This window comes from Dactylosporangium sp. NPDC000244, from assembly GCF_040300725.1.
Taxonomy (GTDB): Bacteria; Actinomycetota; Actinomycetes; order Mycobacteriales; family Micromonosporaceae; genus Dactylosporangium.
The window spans coordinates 34,962-48,343 of record NZ_JBEPEH010000006.1 but is presented as its reverse complement, the minus strand read 5'-3'; the positions used below and the strand labels follow the sequence as shown (position 1 = coordinate 48,343).

Here is a 13,382-nt window from a genome sequence, read left to right as displayed (position 1 = left end):
ATTCCTCGCCGCCAGGGGGTAGTGAGACCGGCGTTGCGAGGTGATCGGGAGGAACCGGAGGCGTATCGATGACCGTAGGCACGCGGGTCGCCGTGAGGCGGCGGTTCCGGTCGGAGAACGGCGCGTATGTCACCACGGCGCGGGGCGTGGAAGTGCTCGACACACCCTTGCTGAACAAGGGCACCGCCTTCACCCGCGAGGAGCGGACCGCGCTGGGGCTCGAGGGCCTGCTGCCCCCGGCGATCCTCTCATTGGACGACCAGGTGCGGCGGGTGTACGAGCAGTACCACCACCAGCCCTCCGACCTGCACAAGAACATCTTCCTGGCCATGTTGCAGGACAACGACGAGGTCCTGTTCTACCGGGTGCTGGCCGAGCACCTGCGCGAGATGCTGCCGATCGTCTACGACCCGACCGTGGGTGAGGCGATCAAGCGGTACAGCCACGAGTACCGCCGCCCGCGCGGGGTGTACCTGTCGATCGACGAGCCCGACCGGGTGGAGCAGGCGCTGGCCGACGCCGGGCTGGGCGCGGACGACGTGGACCTCATCGTGGCCTCCGACGCCGAGGAGATCCTGGGGATCGGCGACTGGGGCTCCGGCGGCATCGACATCGCGGTCGGCAAGCTGGCCGTCTACACCGCCGCGGCCGGCATCGACCCGGGCCGGGTGATTCCGGTCGCGCTCGATGTCGGGACCGACAACGAGGAGCTGCTCAACGATCCGGACTACCTCGGCAACCGGCACGCCCGGGAGCGCGGGCAGCGCTACGACGAGTTCGTCGACGCCTACGTGCGGGCGGCGACGAAGCTGTTCCCGAACGCGCTGCTGCACTGGGAGGACTTCGGGCCGAGCAACGGCCGGCGGATCCTGGAGCGCTACCGCGACCGGATGTGCACGTTCAACGACGACATGCAGGGTACCGGCGCGATCGTGCTCGCCGCGGCGCTGAGCGCGGTGCGGGTGGCCGGCACCCGGATGCGGGACCAGCGGATCGTCGTCTTCGGCGCCGGTACCGCCGGGGTGGGCATCGCCGACCAGCTCCGCGACGCGATGGTCCGCGACGGTGCGGACCGCGACGCGGCGACCCGGCAGGTCTGGTGTGTCGACAAGCAGGGCCTGCTGACCGACGACATGACCGACCTGCGCGACTACCAGGCCCCGTACGCCCGTGCGGCCGGCGAGGTCGCCTCTTGGCGGCGCGACGGGCGCATCGGGCTCCGGGAGACCGTCGCGAACGTCAAGCCGACCATGCTGATCGGCACCTCGACCGTGCACGGCGCGTTCACCGAGGACATCGTCCGGGAGATGGCCGGACACGTGGACTGGCCCATCATCTTCCCGCTGTCCAACCCGACGGACCGCATCGAGGCGATGCCCGACCGGCTCATCCCGTGGACCGACGGCCGCGGCCTGATCGCCACCGGCATCCCGGTCCCGCCGGTCGCCTACCAAGACGTCCACTACGGCATCGGGCAGGCGAACAACGCCCTGCTGTACCCCGGGCTCGGCCTCGGCGCCATCGTGGCCGGGGCGAGGCGAATCAGCGACGGGATGTTCGCGGCCGCCGCCGAAGCCGTCGCCGGCCTGGCGGACGTGAGCACACCCGGTGCGTCGCTGCTGCCGCACGTCGAGCGTCTGCGGGAGGTGTCGGCCACCGTCGCGGTCGCGGTGGCCAAGCGGGCCGCCGACGAGGGCCTGGCCCGGGTCGAGCTCACCGATCCGGTACAGCAGGTCCAGAGCGCGATGTGGCAGCCGGAGTACCGTCCCGTGAAGGCCGGGTGACGAGATGGCCGCAGGCAAGCCGAGCGGCGGGCCCGAGGTGCGCGACGTGCCGATCGGCATCGACGCCACCGGCACCCGCACCGAAACCGACTCGCTGGGCCCGGTCGCGGTGCCGGCCGACCGCTACTGGGGCGCGCAGACCCAGCGCTCCCTGGTGCACTTCGACATCGGCGACGACCGCATGCCCAAGGCGGTCTACCACGCCTACGGCTACGTCAAGAAGGCCGCGGCGATCGTCAACGCCGGCGCCGGCCGGATGCCGCAGTGGAAGGCCGGCCTGATCGCACGGGTGGCCGACGAGGTGATCGCCGGCAAACTCGACAGCGAGTTCCCGTTGTACGTCTGGCAGACCGGCTCCGGCACCCAGTCCAACATAAACGTCAACGAGGTGATCTCCAACCGCGCGATCCAGCTCGCCGGCGGGCAACTGGGCTCCAAGACCCCGGTCCACCCGAACGACGACGTCAACATGGGGCAGTCCTCCAACGACACCTTCCCGACCGCCATGCACATCGCCGCGATCACCGCGATCGAGGAGCGCCTGCTGCCGGCCCTCGCCAGGCTGCACCACGCCACCGCGGTCAAGAGCCGGGAGTGGGCCGACGTCGTGAAGGTCGGCCGGACACATCTGGAGGACGCCACCCCGCTCACCGTCGGCCAGGAGTGGTCCGGCTACGCCGCCCAGCTCGAGGACGCCGTCGAGCACCTCGCCTCGACCATGCGGGGTTTGTACCGGCTGGCGATGGGCGGCACCGCCGTCGGCACCGGCCTCAACGCCCCGACCGGCTTCGGCGAGGACACCGCGGAAGTGCTCGCGGAGCTGACCGGCCGGCCGTTCGTCACCGCGCCCAACAAGTTCGCCGCCCAGGCTTCCCTGGACGCGCTGGTGCGCACGTCGGCCGCGCTGCGCGGGATCGCCACGGCGCTGTTCAAGTTCGCCAACGACATGCGCTGGCTCGGCTCCGGCCCGCGCACCGGCCTGCACGAGCTGATCCTGCCGGCCAACGAGCCCGGCTCCTCGATCATGCCCGGCAAGGTCAACCCTACCCAGGCCGAGGCGATGCTCATGGTGTGCGTCCAGGTGCTCGGATCGGACACCGCCGTGGCCATCGGCGGCAACGAGGGCAACTTTGAGCTCAACGCCTTCCGCCCGGTCGTCATCAGCAACGTCCTGCACTCGATCCGCATCCTCGCCGACGCCGCCGACCACTTCCGCGAGTTTCTCGTCGAAGGCCTCGAGCTCAACCGCGACCGGCTGCGGCACAACGTGGAACGCTCGGTCATGATGGTCACCGCGCTGTCGCCGGTCATCGGCTACGACAAGGCATCCGAGATCGCGCATCTCGCCATCGACGACGACCTGACCCTCAAGGAGGCGGCGCGGCGGCGGGGCGTGAGCGACGAGATGTACGAGCGGATCGTCGTGCCCGAGCTCCTCACCCATGCGGGCGTGGCCGACGTCGGACCGAACAGGTGAAGCACCGTCTCGGGTCAGATGCGGGTGCGGTGACCGCCGCGTTCGACGGTCACCGCACCCTTGGCCCGCGGGGTGCTCAGGCGTAGGTCTCGAACTCGGCGACCTTGGGCGTCCCCGACGCACCGGTGATCCTGAACGTGATCTTCTTCAACGAGGTCGACGTGAAGCTGATGACGCCCGCGCCGCTGCCGGACTTCAGCACGGCGCCGGTGTCGGCGTTGATGACCTGCCAGGAGCCGATGGCACCGGCGGAGCCGGACGCCTCGCGGATGTTGATCTTGGAGATCGACTTGGCGGAGCTCCACTTGACCGAGATGTCGCCGGTCGTGCCGGACGGCGACCAGTAGGTGCTGAGGCTGCCGTCGATGACGTTGCCGTAGCTCGTCCCGCTCGCCTTGCTGGAGCCGTCCGCGCCGGCGCCGATGCTCAGGTTGGTGCCCAGGGGCTGCGACTGCGTGGGGGTCGGGCTCGCGGTCCGCGTCGGGCTGGCGCTGGCGGTCGGCCCCGGCGTGGTGGCGGTCGGCGTCGTCACCGTGCAGGAGCCGCTGGACACCTGCAGGCCCTTGTTGGCCCCGGCGGTCTGCGTGACGACGGTCGGCACGCAGCTGGCGGCGTCGAGGCTGTACGCGTAGGGGATGCTGATGCTGGTGTTGGACTGCACGTTCGGGCCCGCCGGGTGGTTCTCGGTGCCGGGGCTGGTCCACGTGACGTTGTCGAAGATGTTGCCGGCGACCTGCCAGCTGCCCATCAGGTCGGTGTAGAACGTGCCCAGGACGTCCTGGGAGTTCTTGAAGTAGTTGTTCTCGACCTTGGCCTTGCCACCGTCGCGCGGGTTGATGCCGGACTTGTTCAGGCTCACGTAGTAGTTGTTGTAGATGTGCGCGGTGGCCGCGCGCAGCAGGGGCGTGCGGGAGTCGATGTTCTCGTACAGGTTGTGGTGGAACGTCACCGGCCCGTTGCCCGTGTCGCTGTCACTGGACCCGATCAGCCCGCCCCGGCCGGAGTTGCGCAGCGTGTTGTACGAGACGGTCACGTAGTTCGTGCCCGCCTTCATGTCGATGAGCGAGTCGTAGCCCTGGTCCTCACCGCCCGACGCCAGCAGGGAGTTGTGGTCCACCCAGACGTTGTGGACGCTGCTCTCCATGCCGATGGCGTCGCCGCCGTTCGAGGTGGGCGAGCCCGACTTCTTCACGTTCTGCACGGTCACGTTCTGGATGATGATGTTGCTGGACTCGCGGATGTGAATGCCGATCTGGTCGAAGACGGCTCCGGCACCGACCCCGACGATCGTGACGTTGCTGATCTGCTTGAGCTCGATGACCCCGGCGGCGGTGTTGCAGCTGTCGCCGGAAACCTTGGCGGTGTTCCCGACGGTGATCGTGCCCTCGACCTGGATGATGATCGGGGTGCTGCTCGAGGCCCGGTTGCACAGTGCGGTGTGGATCGCGGTCCCGGTGGTGGCCTTGACCGTCTGGCCGCCCGCGCCGCCGGTGGTGCCGCCGTTCTGGGTCGCGTACCCGGTGACGCCGCCGGTCGCCGCCGACGCCTGCGGTACCACCAGGGCCACACCGATCGCCGTGGCGGCGCCCGCCGCACCGACCGCCAGGAGCCGCAACGCGACTGGTCGTCTCATCCTCGCTCACCTTCGTCTCACTCGATGGGGTGTCGCTACTCCCGCGGCCGTCAGGAAAGCGCATTCCTCATCAAACTGGCGCCAGGCCGAGCAGAAGTCAATGGATCGACGTGTGCAGGATTGTTGCAGCGGTTGATTGACGCCCATGAAAGTTTCGCAGGTGACATGAGTCCCGTCGGCGAGGGTGCAGGTCCGCCGCTCCCGGAGCATGACCAGGCCGTTGGCCAGCAGCGGTACGACCATCAGCAGGAACGTGTCGCGCAGGTTCATCGCCCTGGCCGTGCCCACCACGCCCGCGATCGAGTCGGCGAGGAGGCCGAAGAGCACCGGGGCGCCCGCCTCGGCCGCGAGCCGCAGCATGGTACGACACCGCAGGAGCAGGGCGAAGGTTCGGCCAACGGGCGTGCCGCCTGCCCGGCCGTGATGCGGTGCGGGCCGGTGCCGGTGTCGGTGCGGCGCGGGGTGGCGGGCGCGGCGTGCGGGATCTCGGCGTCGCCGGCTCGCACGCGGCTGGGTCCGCCGCGGGCCGGTTCGGGCAGCCATCGATGGATCGCGGCGGCCAACCCGGCACCATCCGCGGCCAGCAGCACGAACCCGTAGCGCCAGGACAGCACGAGGCCGCCGGCGAGCGCGCCGACGCCGGAGGACACCGTCGCCAGCAGGCCGAGCCCGGTGTGGCTGATGCCGAAGGCGGCCTCCAGCGGCCGGGCGAGCGCGCCGACCATGCCGATGTCCGCCGAGCCCAGCGCCAGCACTCCCCCGAAGATCAGCACGATTCGGGTCCGAGCCGCCCCGCCGAAGACCGCGTCGAGCCGGCGGAGCACCGCCCGGAGGAGCCCCGGCGTCATGCGCGAGGCGGGTGCCGGTGCCGGTGTGGGAGGTGGGGGCGGTGGTGCGCGTGGTGGTGGGCCTCCACCAGCCGGGAGGAGGCGAGGGCGTAGACGCCCACGGTCATCATCGCCAGCGCGACGATCTCGATGACCAGGGCGATCGGCGTGATCCGCATCGTGCCCTCCAGCACCCCGATGCCGATGGCCACGCCGGCGAGCGGTTCCGCTGCGGCCACGGGCGGGTAGGAGACCGGCAGCGGGGCGAGCTTGAACGCGCTCTGGGCCAGCAGGATGCCGATGACCGCGATCACCACGACGGCGTACGGCGTCCAGTCGACCAGCATCGGCAGCAGGCCGCGGTCGAAGAGCCGGCGCGCCGCCGTGCTCGTCAGCGCCGCCTGCAGACCGAAGAGCATGCCCGCGCCCAGGCTCAGCACGGCCGCCTCGTGCTGCGGGCGCATCCGCCGGGCCAGCGACACGAGCGCGGCCGTGATCGCGCCGATCGACGTGGCGGCCAGCGCCCACTGCCACACCGGCGCGTCCGCCTGGCCCGGGCCGGGCCGGGCGACGAGCAGGAACACGATGACGCCGACGACCACCGCGGTCGCGCCGGACCACTCCCGCCACCCGACCCGGTACCGGCTCCACACGGCCGCGACGCCCATCGCGAACAGCACCGCCATCACGCTCAGCGGCTCCACCTCGGCCACGCTGCCCAGCCCGAGCGCGGCGCCGCTGAGCACGTTGCCGACCACCGACGTGGCGATGCCGGCCAGCCACAGCCTCTGGTGGAGCAGGTACCCCAGCAGCCGCCAGTGCAGCACCGCGCCGGACGGCGCCCGAGCCGCCGACCGCTGCTGCACCGCGTTGCCGATCCCCACGAACGCCGCTGCGGACAAGGCCAACGCGTACACCATGGCACCCGGCCTACCCGCTGCCCCGGCCCCGGACACCACGCGACGACCTGCGGCTCGGCGGCCGGCCCGGTGTGCGGGGTGAGCCCCGGGATCTGCTTCGCCGCCAGCACCCCGAAGCCTCGGCAGCCGTGAACCGGCCGCGCCCGTGGCGACGAACATGTTCGTTGCGAACTCGTTCGACATGATGTACGTTCGTGACGAACACGTTCGTCAGATACATGTTCGTCGGCGGCGAGCGTGACGTCATCTCCCGGAAGCAGGCGACCCCATGCAGACAGCCATCATCAACGCGCGGATCTTCGACGGGCACGAGGTGCTCGGCGCCACGACCGTGGTCCTCGACGGCCCGCGCATCGCCGCGGTGGGCGGCGAGACGCCCGCGGACGCCGAGGTGCTCGACGCCGCCGGGGCGACGCTGCTGCCCGGCCTCATCGACGCGCACGTCCACACCAACGCCGCGAGCCTCGCGCTGGCCCTGCGGTTCGGGGTGACGACCGAGCTGGAGATGCAGGGCACCAACACCCGCCCCAACCGGGCCCGCATCACCGACGACGACACCCTCGCCGACGTGCGCTCGGCCGGGTTCGGGATCACGCCGCCCGGCGGGCACCCCAGCGAGCTGTTTCCCAAAGACTTCCGGCCCGGACCGCCGCCCGGCGCATCGCCGGCCGGGCCGCCGCCGGTGATGCCGTTCTCAACAACGCCGCAGGAGGCGGCCGCGTTCGTCCCGAGACTCGTCGAGACGGGCTCGGACTACATCAAGTTCATGGTCGACGACGGCAGCGTCGAGGGCCACCCCGGCCTGCCCATGCTGGACCAGGCGACGCTCGACGCCGGCGTGGCCGCCGCGAAACGGCACGGCATGCTCACCGTCGCGCACGCGCTCACCCTCGACGCCACCCGCATGTCGATCGAGGCGGGCATCGGCGGGCTGGCGCACCTGTTCATGGACCAGCCCCACACCGACGCGATCATCGCGCTCATCGCCGCCTCGGGCGCGTTCGTCGTGCCGTGCGTGGTCCTCGACGCCTCGATGATGGGCATCACCGGCGCCGCGCTCGCCGACGACCCCCGGGTCGCCGCCCGGCTGCCCGAGGACTGGATGGCGACCCTGCGCTCGAGCTTCGGCCGCTACCCGCAGGGCCGCCTCGGCGACGTCCTCGCGTCGGTGAAGGCGCTGCACGACGCCGGCGTCGACATCCTCGTCGGCACCGACGCCGCGTTGCCCCTGCCCTTCCTGGGCGGCCTCGCCCACGGCGCCAGCGTGCACCACGAGCTGCAGTACCTCGTCGAGGCCGGCCTGTCCCCCGTCGAGGCGCTCCGGGCGGCCACCGGCACCCCGGCCCGGCGGTTCGGCCTGACGGACCGGGGCCGCATCGCCGCCGGGCTGCGCGCCGACCTGCTGCTCGTCGACGGCGACCCGACCACCACCATCACCGACACCCTCAACACCCGGGCCGTCTGGCGGCGGGGCACCCGGCTGAATCGATAGCACGTCACCAGGCGCACGTCGCGGCGCGGGCGGGGCACCCGAAGCCCGACTAAAATGGCTCGAATGCGTGTTTCGGTTCGCAGCCATAGCGGTGCGGCCGGCCGACGCATTCTTTCCGCATCGTGGGCCTGAGACAGCGGCGATCGAGTCGCAATCACGATCGGAGGCTGCCGTGCGTGGTGGGCTGGTGCTTCGCTTCGTCGTGGGTTACGTGGTCGTCGTCATCGTTGTCGGGGCCATGTTCGGCGCTTTGCTCGTCTCGATTCTTCAGCACCGCGAGGCGGATCGGATCTCGGCGCGTTCCGCGCAGTTGCTGGCCGCCGAAGACGAGGCCGAAAAGTGCATTCTCGACCTCGACCGGACCGAGCGGGGCTTCCTCGTCACGAGGGACCCGGGATTGCTCGTGACCTGGCAGCAGGCGCGGGCCCGGCTGATCCGCGCGGACGCGCGGCTGCTGCGGCTGGCCCATACGCCGGACCAGGCTCGCCAGGCCCGCGCGGTCGCCCGGGTCAGCCAGTCGTACCTCGTCGACTCCGCGATGCCGGCGCTCGATGCGGCCCGGCGCGGCGACCCCGCCGCGGGCAGCACGGCGACGCTGCGGGAGGACGAGCGCATGGTCTCCGAACTCCGGGCCCGGCTCGACCGCCTGGCCGCGAGCGAGCAGCAGTTCGCGGCCGAGCACGACCGGCTGGTCCGGGCGCGCGCCGGCCGGGCGATCACGGCGGGAGTCGCCGGCATGGCGAGTGCGGTCCTGCTCGGCTGCGCCGTCGTCGGGTACACCAGCCGGGCCGTCGCCCGGCCGGTTCGCCGGGCGGCCGCCATGGCCGGGCGCCTCGCGCGCGGTGAGCTGGACAGCCGCGTGCCCGAGACCGGCGCGGGTGAGGTCCGCGACCTCACCCGCTCGTACAACCTGATGGGCGACGCCCTCCAGCGGCGCATGCGGCACCTGACACGCGCCGCCCGGACACAGGCCGCGGCACGGCGCATCGCGACCCACGTGGCGAGCGGCGCCGCGCCGGCCGCGGTCCTGAACGCCGCCGCCGTCGACCTGGAGCGGCTGATCGGCAGCGATGGCGCGCACGTCATGCGCTACGAGCGCGACGGCACCGCGACCGTGGTCGGCGTGTCGCGGTCGGCCGCCACCGGCATGCCGATCGGCGAGCGGCTGCCCCTGGACGGCCACAGCGTCACGGCGACGGTCCGGCGGACCGGCCGCCCGGCGCGGATGGACAGCCTCGCCACCGCCCCGGGCGCCATCGCCGCGCAGCTGCGCCGGCACCACGTGCGCGGGACGGTCGGGGCCCCGATCCTCGTCGAGGGGCGGGTCTGGGGAGCCGTGAACGCCACCGTGTCCGGCGAGTGGCCGCTGGCACCGGCCGCGGAGGCGCGGGTGGCCGACTTCGCCGACCTCATCGCCATCGCCGTCGCCAACGCCCGGGCACGCTGCGACCTGGCCGCCTCGCGGTTTCGGGTGCTCGTCGCCGCCGATCGGGACCGGCGCCGGATCGAACGCGACCTGCACCACGGCATCCAGCAGCTCATCGCGATCAGCATCCAGGCGGGCGACGCGGTGTCGGGCGTCCCGGAGGGCATGCCGGAGCTGCGGCGGCACCTGTCCGAGGTACCGCACGGGCTGAACGGGGTGCTGGACGACCTGCGGGAGGTCTCCCGCGACATCTACCCCACGATGCTGTCCGACCGCGGGCTGCAGCCCGCGCTCAAGGCCCTGGCCCGGCGTTCGGACGTCCCGGTCGAAATCCTGGCGCGCCTCGACCGCCGCCTCCCCGAGCCGATTGAGACGGCGGCGTACCACATCGCCGCGGAGGCGCTGGCGAACACCGCCAGGCACGCGCGGGCCTCGCACGCCCGGCTGGAGGTGGCGGTCCGCGAGGACAGGCTTCGCCTCACCGTGCGCGACGACGGCACCGGCGGCGCCGACCCCGCCCGCGGCGACGGCCTGCTCGGGCTGGCCGACCGGGTCCACGCGCTGGGCGGGAGCATCTCGATCAGCAGCCCGCCCGGGCGGGGCACCACCCTCGAGGCGGACCTGCCCCTCGAAATCGCCCCCCGCCCAAGCCCGCACGCCGACTGGTGACCGGCCGCGCACCCTACGAGAGCTGGTACTCGCCGCCGCACGCCTCGGCCAGCGCCGGGCCGAACAGGGCCGCGGGGGTGTACGCGCCCGGCCGGCCCTCGCCGTCCAGCAGGCGGCGGACGACCTCGGCCGGCACCGACCCGGTCCAGGCCTGCGCCTCGCCGACGCGCAGCCAGCCCTCGCGCCGGCTGCCGTCGGGCCACTCGACGACGGCATGGCCCCACGAGTGCTCGCGCGGCTTCGGCCTGGCCGCGAACCGCACCGCGGCCAGGCGGCGCCGCGCGAACGCCCGCACGGGTCCGAGGTTCAGCAGGGCCGTGGCCGCGGGCAGGACGGCGCGGATGACGGGCGCGGCCGGGGCCTCGCTGGACGCGCTGAGCACGTCGGCGGCGCCGCTGGCCCGCTGGGCGGCCATGAGCTCGCCGAGCGGCATCCCGGCGGTGGTGACCACCGAGCCGTCGGGCAGCGTCAGGCGGATCGGGTCGGCGGCCAGCCGGGCGGGGGCGAGCCGGCCGTCTCGGTAGCGGCGGCCCTGGTACCGGCCGCCGCCCGCGACCCCCGGCAGCCCCTCGACGATCGTGCCCGCGAGGGCGTCGCCGAGAACACCGTCCTCCGCGGCCAGCGAGGGCACCATGTCGACCCGGACGCGCCGCGCGGCGGGTCGGCCCTCGCAGAGCTTCACCACGACGCTCTCGGTCGCGGTCACCCCGAATCCGGCGCCGGTGACGGCGGTGCGCCCGGCGTCGGCGAACGCCTGGTCCTGGCCGAGGGTCGCCGAGACGGCGGCGAGGTCGTTGGCGAGGTCGAGGTAGTGGCTCGCCGGCAGGCAGGCCCGCAGCAGCGGCGCGGCCGTCTCGGTGAACGGGCCGATGGTGTTGACGACCACGGCCGGGCGGTCCCGGCTGATCGCGTCCGCCGTCGCCGCGACCGACCCGGCCACGAGCGTCGGCAGGCCGCCGGCGGCCGCCTCGAGCCGCCCGGCGTCCCGCCCCACGAGCACCGGCCGGATGCCCCGTTCGAGCAGTCCGGCGGCGATCGCCCGCGCGCTGCGGCCGGTGCCGCCGAGAATCCATACGTCGTGCATGACACAGCTCCGCCCTGGTGCGGCGAGCATCCCGATGACGACACGCCGTGTCATCACCATACCGACCATGACACGCCATGTCATCACCGCTAGACTTCCGTCATGGCACGATGGCAACCCGACGCGCGGGAGCGGCTGCGGCAGGCGGCCCTCGAGCTCTTCGCCGAGCAGGGCTTCGCCGCGACCACGGTGCCGGCGATCACCGCCCGGGCGGGCTTGACGACGCGCACGTTCTTCCGCCACTTCGCCGACAAGCGCGAGGTGCTCTTCGCCGACGAGTCCGCGATCCCGGCGTTCGCCGAGCAGCTCATGGCCGACGCCCCGACGACCGGCGAGCCGCTGGCGATGCTCCTCGCGGGCCTGCGCACCGTCGCCGAGACGCACTTCGAGGGCCGCAAGGCCGCGCTGCGCCAGCGCCGGGCCATCGTCGCGTCCGACCCCGGGCTCCGCGAGCGCGACCTGCACAAGCGGGCCGCGCTCGCGGAGGTGGTCCGGGAGGGTTTCCGCGCCCGCGGCCTCGAGCCGGCCCGGGCGGCGCTGCTCGCCGAGACCTCGGTCACCCTGATGTACGTGTCGGTGACCGAGTGGCTCGACGCCGACGACGACCGCAGGCTGTACGAAATCATCGAAACCGCGCTGGAGACCCTGCGGGCGGAGCTCCGGCCGTAGGTCAGCGCCGCAGGGTCAGCACGGCGGGGCGGTAGGGCAGCAGGCCGTAGTCGCCGCCGGAGTTGGTGGCGCGGCCCTGGTAGAGCAGTTGCAGGTTGCACGGGTCGACGGTCTTGGTCTGGTCGGGGTTGGTGCGGACCAGGTCGCCGTGGCTGATGTCGTTGGTCCAGGTGGCGCCGCTGTTGGCCTTGCCGGCGAAGGGGTTGCTCTCGGTGGCGGCCTGCGGGGTCCACGCGCCGCTCAGGCTGGTGGCGGTGAAGGAGCGGAAGTAGCGGCCGTTGGCGCCGATGGCCTCGACGAGCATCAGGTACTGGCTCTGGCCCTGGATCTTGTAGACCTCGACGGCCTCGAAGAGGTTGTTGGTGGAGTCGCTCATGACGACCGTCGAGCTGGAGCCGAAGCTGCCGGGGAAGTTCCCGATCGGCATGCTGGCCCGGTAGATCTTGCCGTTGTCGCCGGCGAAGAACAGGTACATGTTCGTGCCGTCGCCGATGAGGGTCTGGTCGATCGGGCCCGTGCCGGAGCCGGAGATGGTGCCGGAGAACAGCGGCTGCGCCGAGGACCAGCCGTTGGCGTTCGTCGGGTCGTTCGAGGTGCGGTACGAGAACGCGGTCGCGCCCCACTGGTAGGCCAGCACCCAGATGTTCTTCGGGGCGAAGTAGAACAGGGTGGGCGCGACGGTGCCGAACGACATCCGGTTCTGGCTCGCCGAGGCCATGTCGGACCAGTCGTTGAACAGGCCGAAGTTCATCGAGCCCCACGTCGAGCCGGTGTCGTGGGTGGTGGCGTAGACGAGGTGCTTGCCGTTGTAGACGACGTTGGTGAAGTCCTTGAGCGACACCCAGCCGGACTGCGGGTTCGCGAGGGCACCCGTGGACGTCCAGCGATACGTCGACGGCAGTGTGCAAGCCGGCGCGGAGGCGCTGGGGCTGCTCGACGGGGTGCTGGACGGGGTCTTCGACGGGGTGACGGACGGGGTCGCGGGCGCACCGTTGCAGGCGACGCCGTTGAGCGCGAAGCCGGTGGGCGCCGGGTTCGAGCCGTTCCACGAGCCGTTGAACCCGAAGGCGACGTTGGCGCCGGTGGGAATGCTGCCGTTGTACGTCGCGTTGGCGACCGCGACCTGGGCGCCGGACTGGGTGACCGTGCCGCCCCAGAGCTGGGTGACGGTCTGGCCGGCGCCGAACGACCACGTGAGCCGCCAGCCGTCGACGGCCTCGCCGTAGTTGGTGACGGTGACGTTGGCGGTGAAGCCACCCGGCCAGGAGCTGGCGACGGCGTAGTCGACACGGCAGCCGGCGGCCGCCTGGGCGGGGTTCGCGGTGAGCACCGCGACGGCCCCGGCGACGGCGAGTCCGGCGGCCGAGGCGGCGGCCACCACCCTAGGGAACTGCATCAGAT

The 13,382-nt window shown here is 72.3% G+C and carries 11 protein-coding genes; 5 read left to right on the top strand and 6 right to left on the bottom strand.

All coding sequences use genetic code 11. From position 1 onward, the window contains the following. Positions 1-68 precede the first annotated feature (68 nt). Together ABT369_RS10065 and fumC are read left to right on the top strand one after the other, a co-directional pair. The gene (locus ABT369_RS10065) at positions 69-1,784 is read left to right on the top strand and encodes an NAD-dependent malic enzyme (protein ID WP_350611378.1); all 1,716 of its coding nucleotides are present in this window, start codon (positions 69-71) and stop codon (positions 1,782-1,784) included. Positions 1,785-1,788: 4 nt separating this feature from the next. Further along, the gene (gene fumC, locus ABT369_RS10060) at positions 1,789-3,261 is read left to right on the top strand and encodes a class II fumarate hydratase (protein WP_350611377.1); all 1,473 of its coding nucleotides are present in this window, start codon (positions 1,789-1,791) and stop codon (positions 3,259-3,261) included. Positions 3,262-3,337: 76 nt separating this feature from the next. On the opposite strand, the gene ABT369_RS10055 is transcribed toward fumC, so the two are convergent. From ABT369_RS10055 to ABT369_RS10040, 4 genes are read right to left on the bottom strand one after another with little or no spacing between them, the layout of a single operon-like run. After that, positions 3,338-4,894 carry a pectate lyase family protein gene (locus ABT369_RS10055; RefSeq protein WP_350611376.1) on the bottom strand — a complete coding sequence of 519 codons (1,557 nt, stop codon included), beginning with the start codon at positions 4,892-4,894 and terminating at the stop codon, positions 3,338-3,340. A 6-nt stretch (positions 4,895-4,900) separates the two neighbouring features. Then, the gene (locus ABT369_RS10050) at positions 4,901-5,164 is read right to left on the bottom strand and encodes a hypothetical protein (protein WP_350611375.1); all 264 of its coding nucleotides are present in this window, start codon (positions 5,162-5,164) and stop codon (positions 4,901-4,903) included. Then, positions 5,161-5,742 (bottom strand): hypothetical protein, encoded by a 582-nt coding sequence (locus ABT369_RS10045; protein ID WP_350611374.1) that lies wholly within the window; start codon positions 5,740-5,742, stop codon positions 5,161-5,163. The genes ABT369_RS10050 and ABT369_RS10045 overlap by 4 nt, the downstream gene beginning before the upstream one ends. Continuing rightward, a complete protein-coding gene (locus tag ABT369_RS10040) occupies positions 5,739-6,641 on the bottom strand; it encodes a DMT family transporter (RefSeq protein ID WP_350611373.1) in 903 nt (300 codons plus the stop codon). The genes ABT369_RS10045 and ABT369_RS10040 overlap by 4 nt, the downstream gene beginning before the upstream one ends. Positions 6,642-6,909: 268 nt before the next feature. Here ABT369_RS10040 and ABT369_RS10035 point away from each other — a divergent pair, with 268 nt between their 5' ends. Both ABT369_RS10035 and ABT369_RS10030 read left to right on the top strand, forming a co-directional pair. Beyond that, positions 6,910-8,133, top strand: a complete 1,224-nt coding sequence (locus tag ABT369_RS10035; RefSeq protein WP_350611372.1) for an amidohydrolase family protein — start codon at positions 6,910-6,912, stop codon at positions 8,131-8,133. A 187-nt stretch (positions 8,134-8,320) separates the two neighbouring features. Further along, entirely contained in the window at positions 8,321-10,228 is a 1,908-nt protein-coding gene (locus ABT369_RS10030; RefSeq protein WP_350611371.1) for a HAMP domain-containing protein, read from the top strand. 13 nt (positions 10,229-10,241) lie between these two features. On the opposite strand, the gene ABT369_RS10025 is transcribed toward ABT369_RS10030, so the two are convergent. Continuing rightward, positions 10,242-11,312 carry a saccharopine dehydrogenase family protein gene (locus ABT369_RS10025; protein WP_350611370.1) on the bottom strand — a complete coding sequence of 357 codons (1,071 nt, stop codon included), beginning with the start codon at positions 11,310-11,312 and terminating at the stop codon, positions 10,242-10,244. 102 nt (positions 11,313-11,414) lie between these two features. On the opposite strand from ABT369_RS10025, the gene ABT369_RS10020 reads away from it, so the two are divergent. Continuing rightward, positions 11,415-11,981 carry a TetR/AcrR family transcriptional regulator gene (locus ABT369_RS10020; RefSeq protein WP_350611369.1) on the top strand — a complete coding sequence of 189 codons (567 nt, stop codon included), beginning with the start codon at positions 11,415-11,417 and terminating at the stop codon, positions 11,979-11,981. A 1-nt stretch (position 11,982) separates the two neighbouring features. Here ABT369_RS10020 and ABT369_RS10015 read toward each other — a convergent pair whose 3' ends face one another. Then, complete coding sequence (locus ABT369_RS10015) at positions 11,983-13,377, bottom strand: non-reducing end alpha-L-arabinofuranosidase family hydrolase (protein ID WP_350611368.1); 1,395 nt, start codon at positions 13,375-13,377, stop codon at positions 11,983-11,985. Positions 13,378-13,382 lie beyond the last annotated feature (5 nt).

Excerpts from the sequence above, each read along its gene's own strand:
- ABT369_RS10055 (WP_350611376.1), bottom strand. The coding sequence starts at position 4,894 with ATGAGACGACCAGTCGCGTTGCGGCTCCTGGCGGTCGGTGCGGCGGGC.
- ABT369_RS10025 (WP_350611370.1), bottom strand. The coding sequence starts at position 11,312 with ATGCACGACGTATGGATTCTCGGCGGCACCGGCCGCAGCGCGCGGGCG.
- ABT369_RS10040 (WP_350611373.1), bottom strand. The coding sequence starts at position 6,641 with ATGGTGTACGCGTTGGCCTTGTCCGCAGCGGCGTTCGTGGGGATCGGC.
- ABT369_RS10065 (WP_350611378.1), top strand. The coding sequence starts at position 69 with ATGACCGTAGGCACGCGGGTCGCCGTGAGGCGGCGGTTCCGGTCGGAG.
- ABT369_RS10050 (WP_350611375.1), bottom strand. The coding sequence starts at position 5,164 with ATGAACCTGCGCGACACGTTCCTGCTGATGGTCGTACCGCTGCTGGCC.
- fumC (WP_350611377.1), top strand. The coding sequence starts at position 1,789 with ATGGCCGCAGGCAAGCCGAGCGGCGGGCCCGAGGTGCGCGACGTGCCG.
- ABT369_RS10045 (WP_350611374.1), bottom strand. The coding sequence starts at position 5,742 with ATGACGCCGGGGCTCCTCCGGGCGGTGCTCCGCCGGCTCGACGCGGTC.
- ABT369_RS10020 (WP_350611369.1), top strand. The coding sequence starts at position 11,415 with ATGGCACGATGGCAACCCGACGCGCGGGAGCGGCTGCGGCAGGCGGCC.
- ABT369_RS10035 (WP_350611372.1), top strand. The coding sequence starts at position 6,910 with ATGCAGACAGCCATCATCAACGCGCGGATCTTCGACGGGCACGAGGTG.
- ABT369_RS10015 (WP_350611368.1), bottom strand. The coding sequence starts at position 13,377 with ATGCAGTTCCCTAGGGTGGTGGCCGCCGCCTCGGCCGCCGGACTCGCC.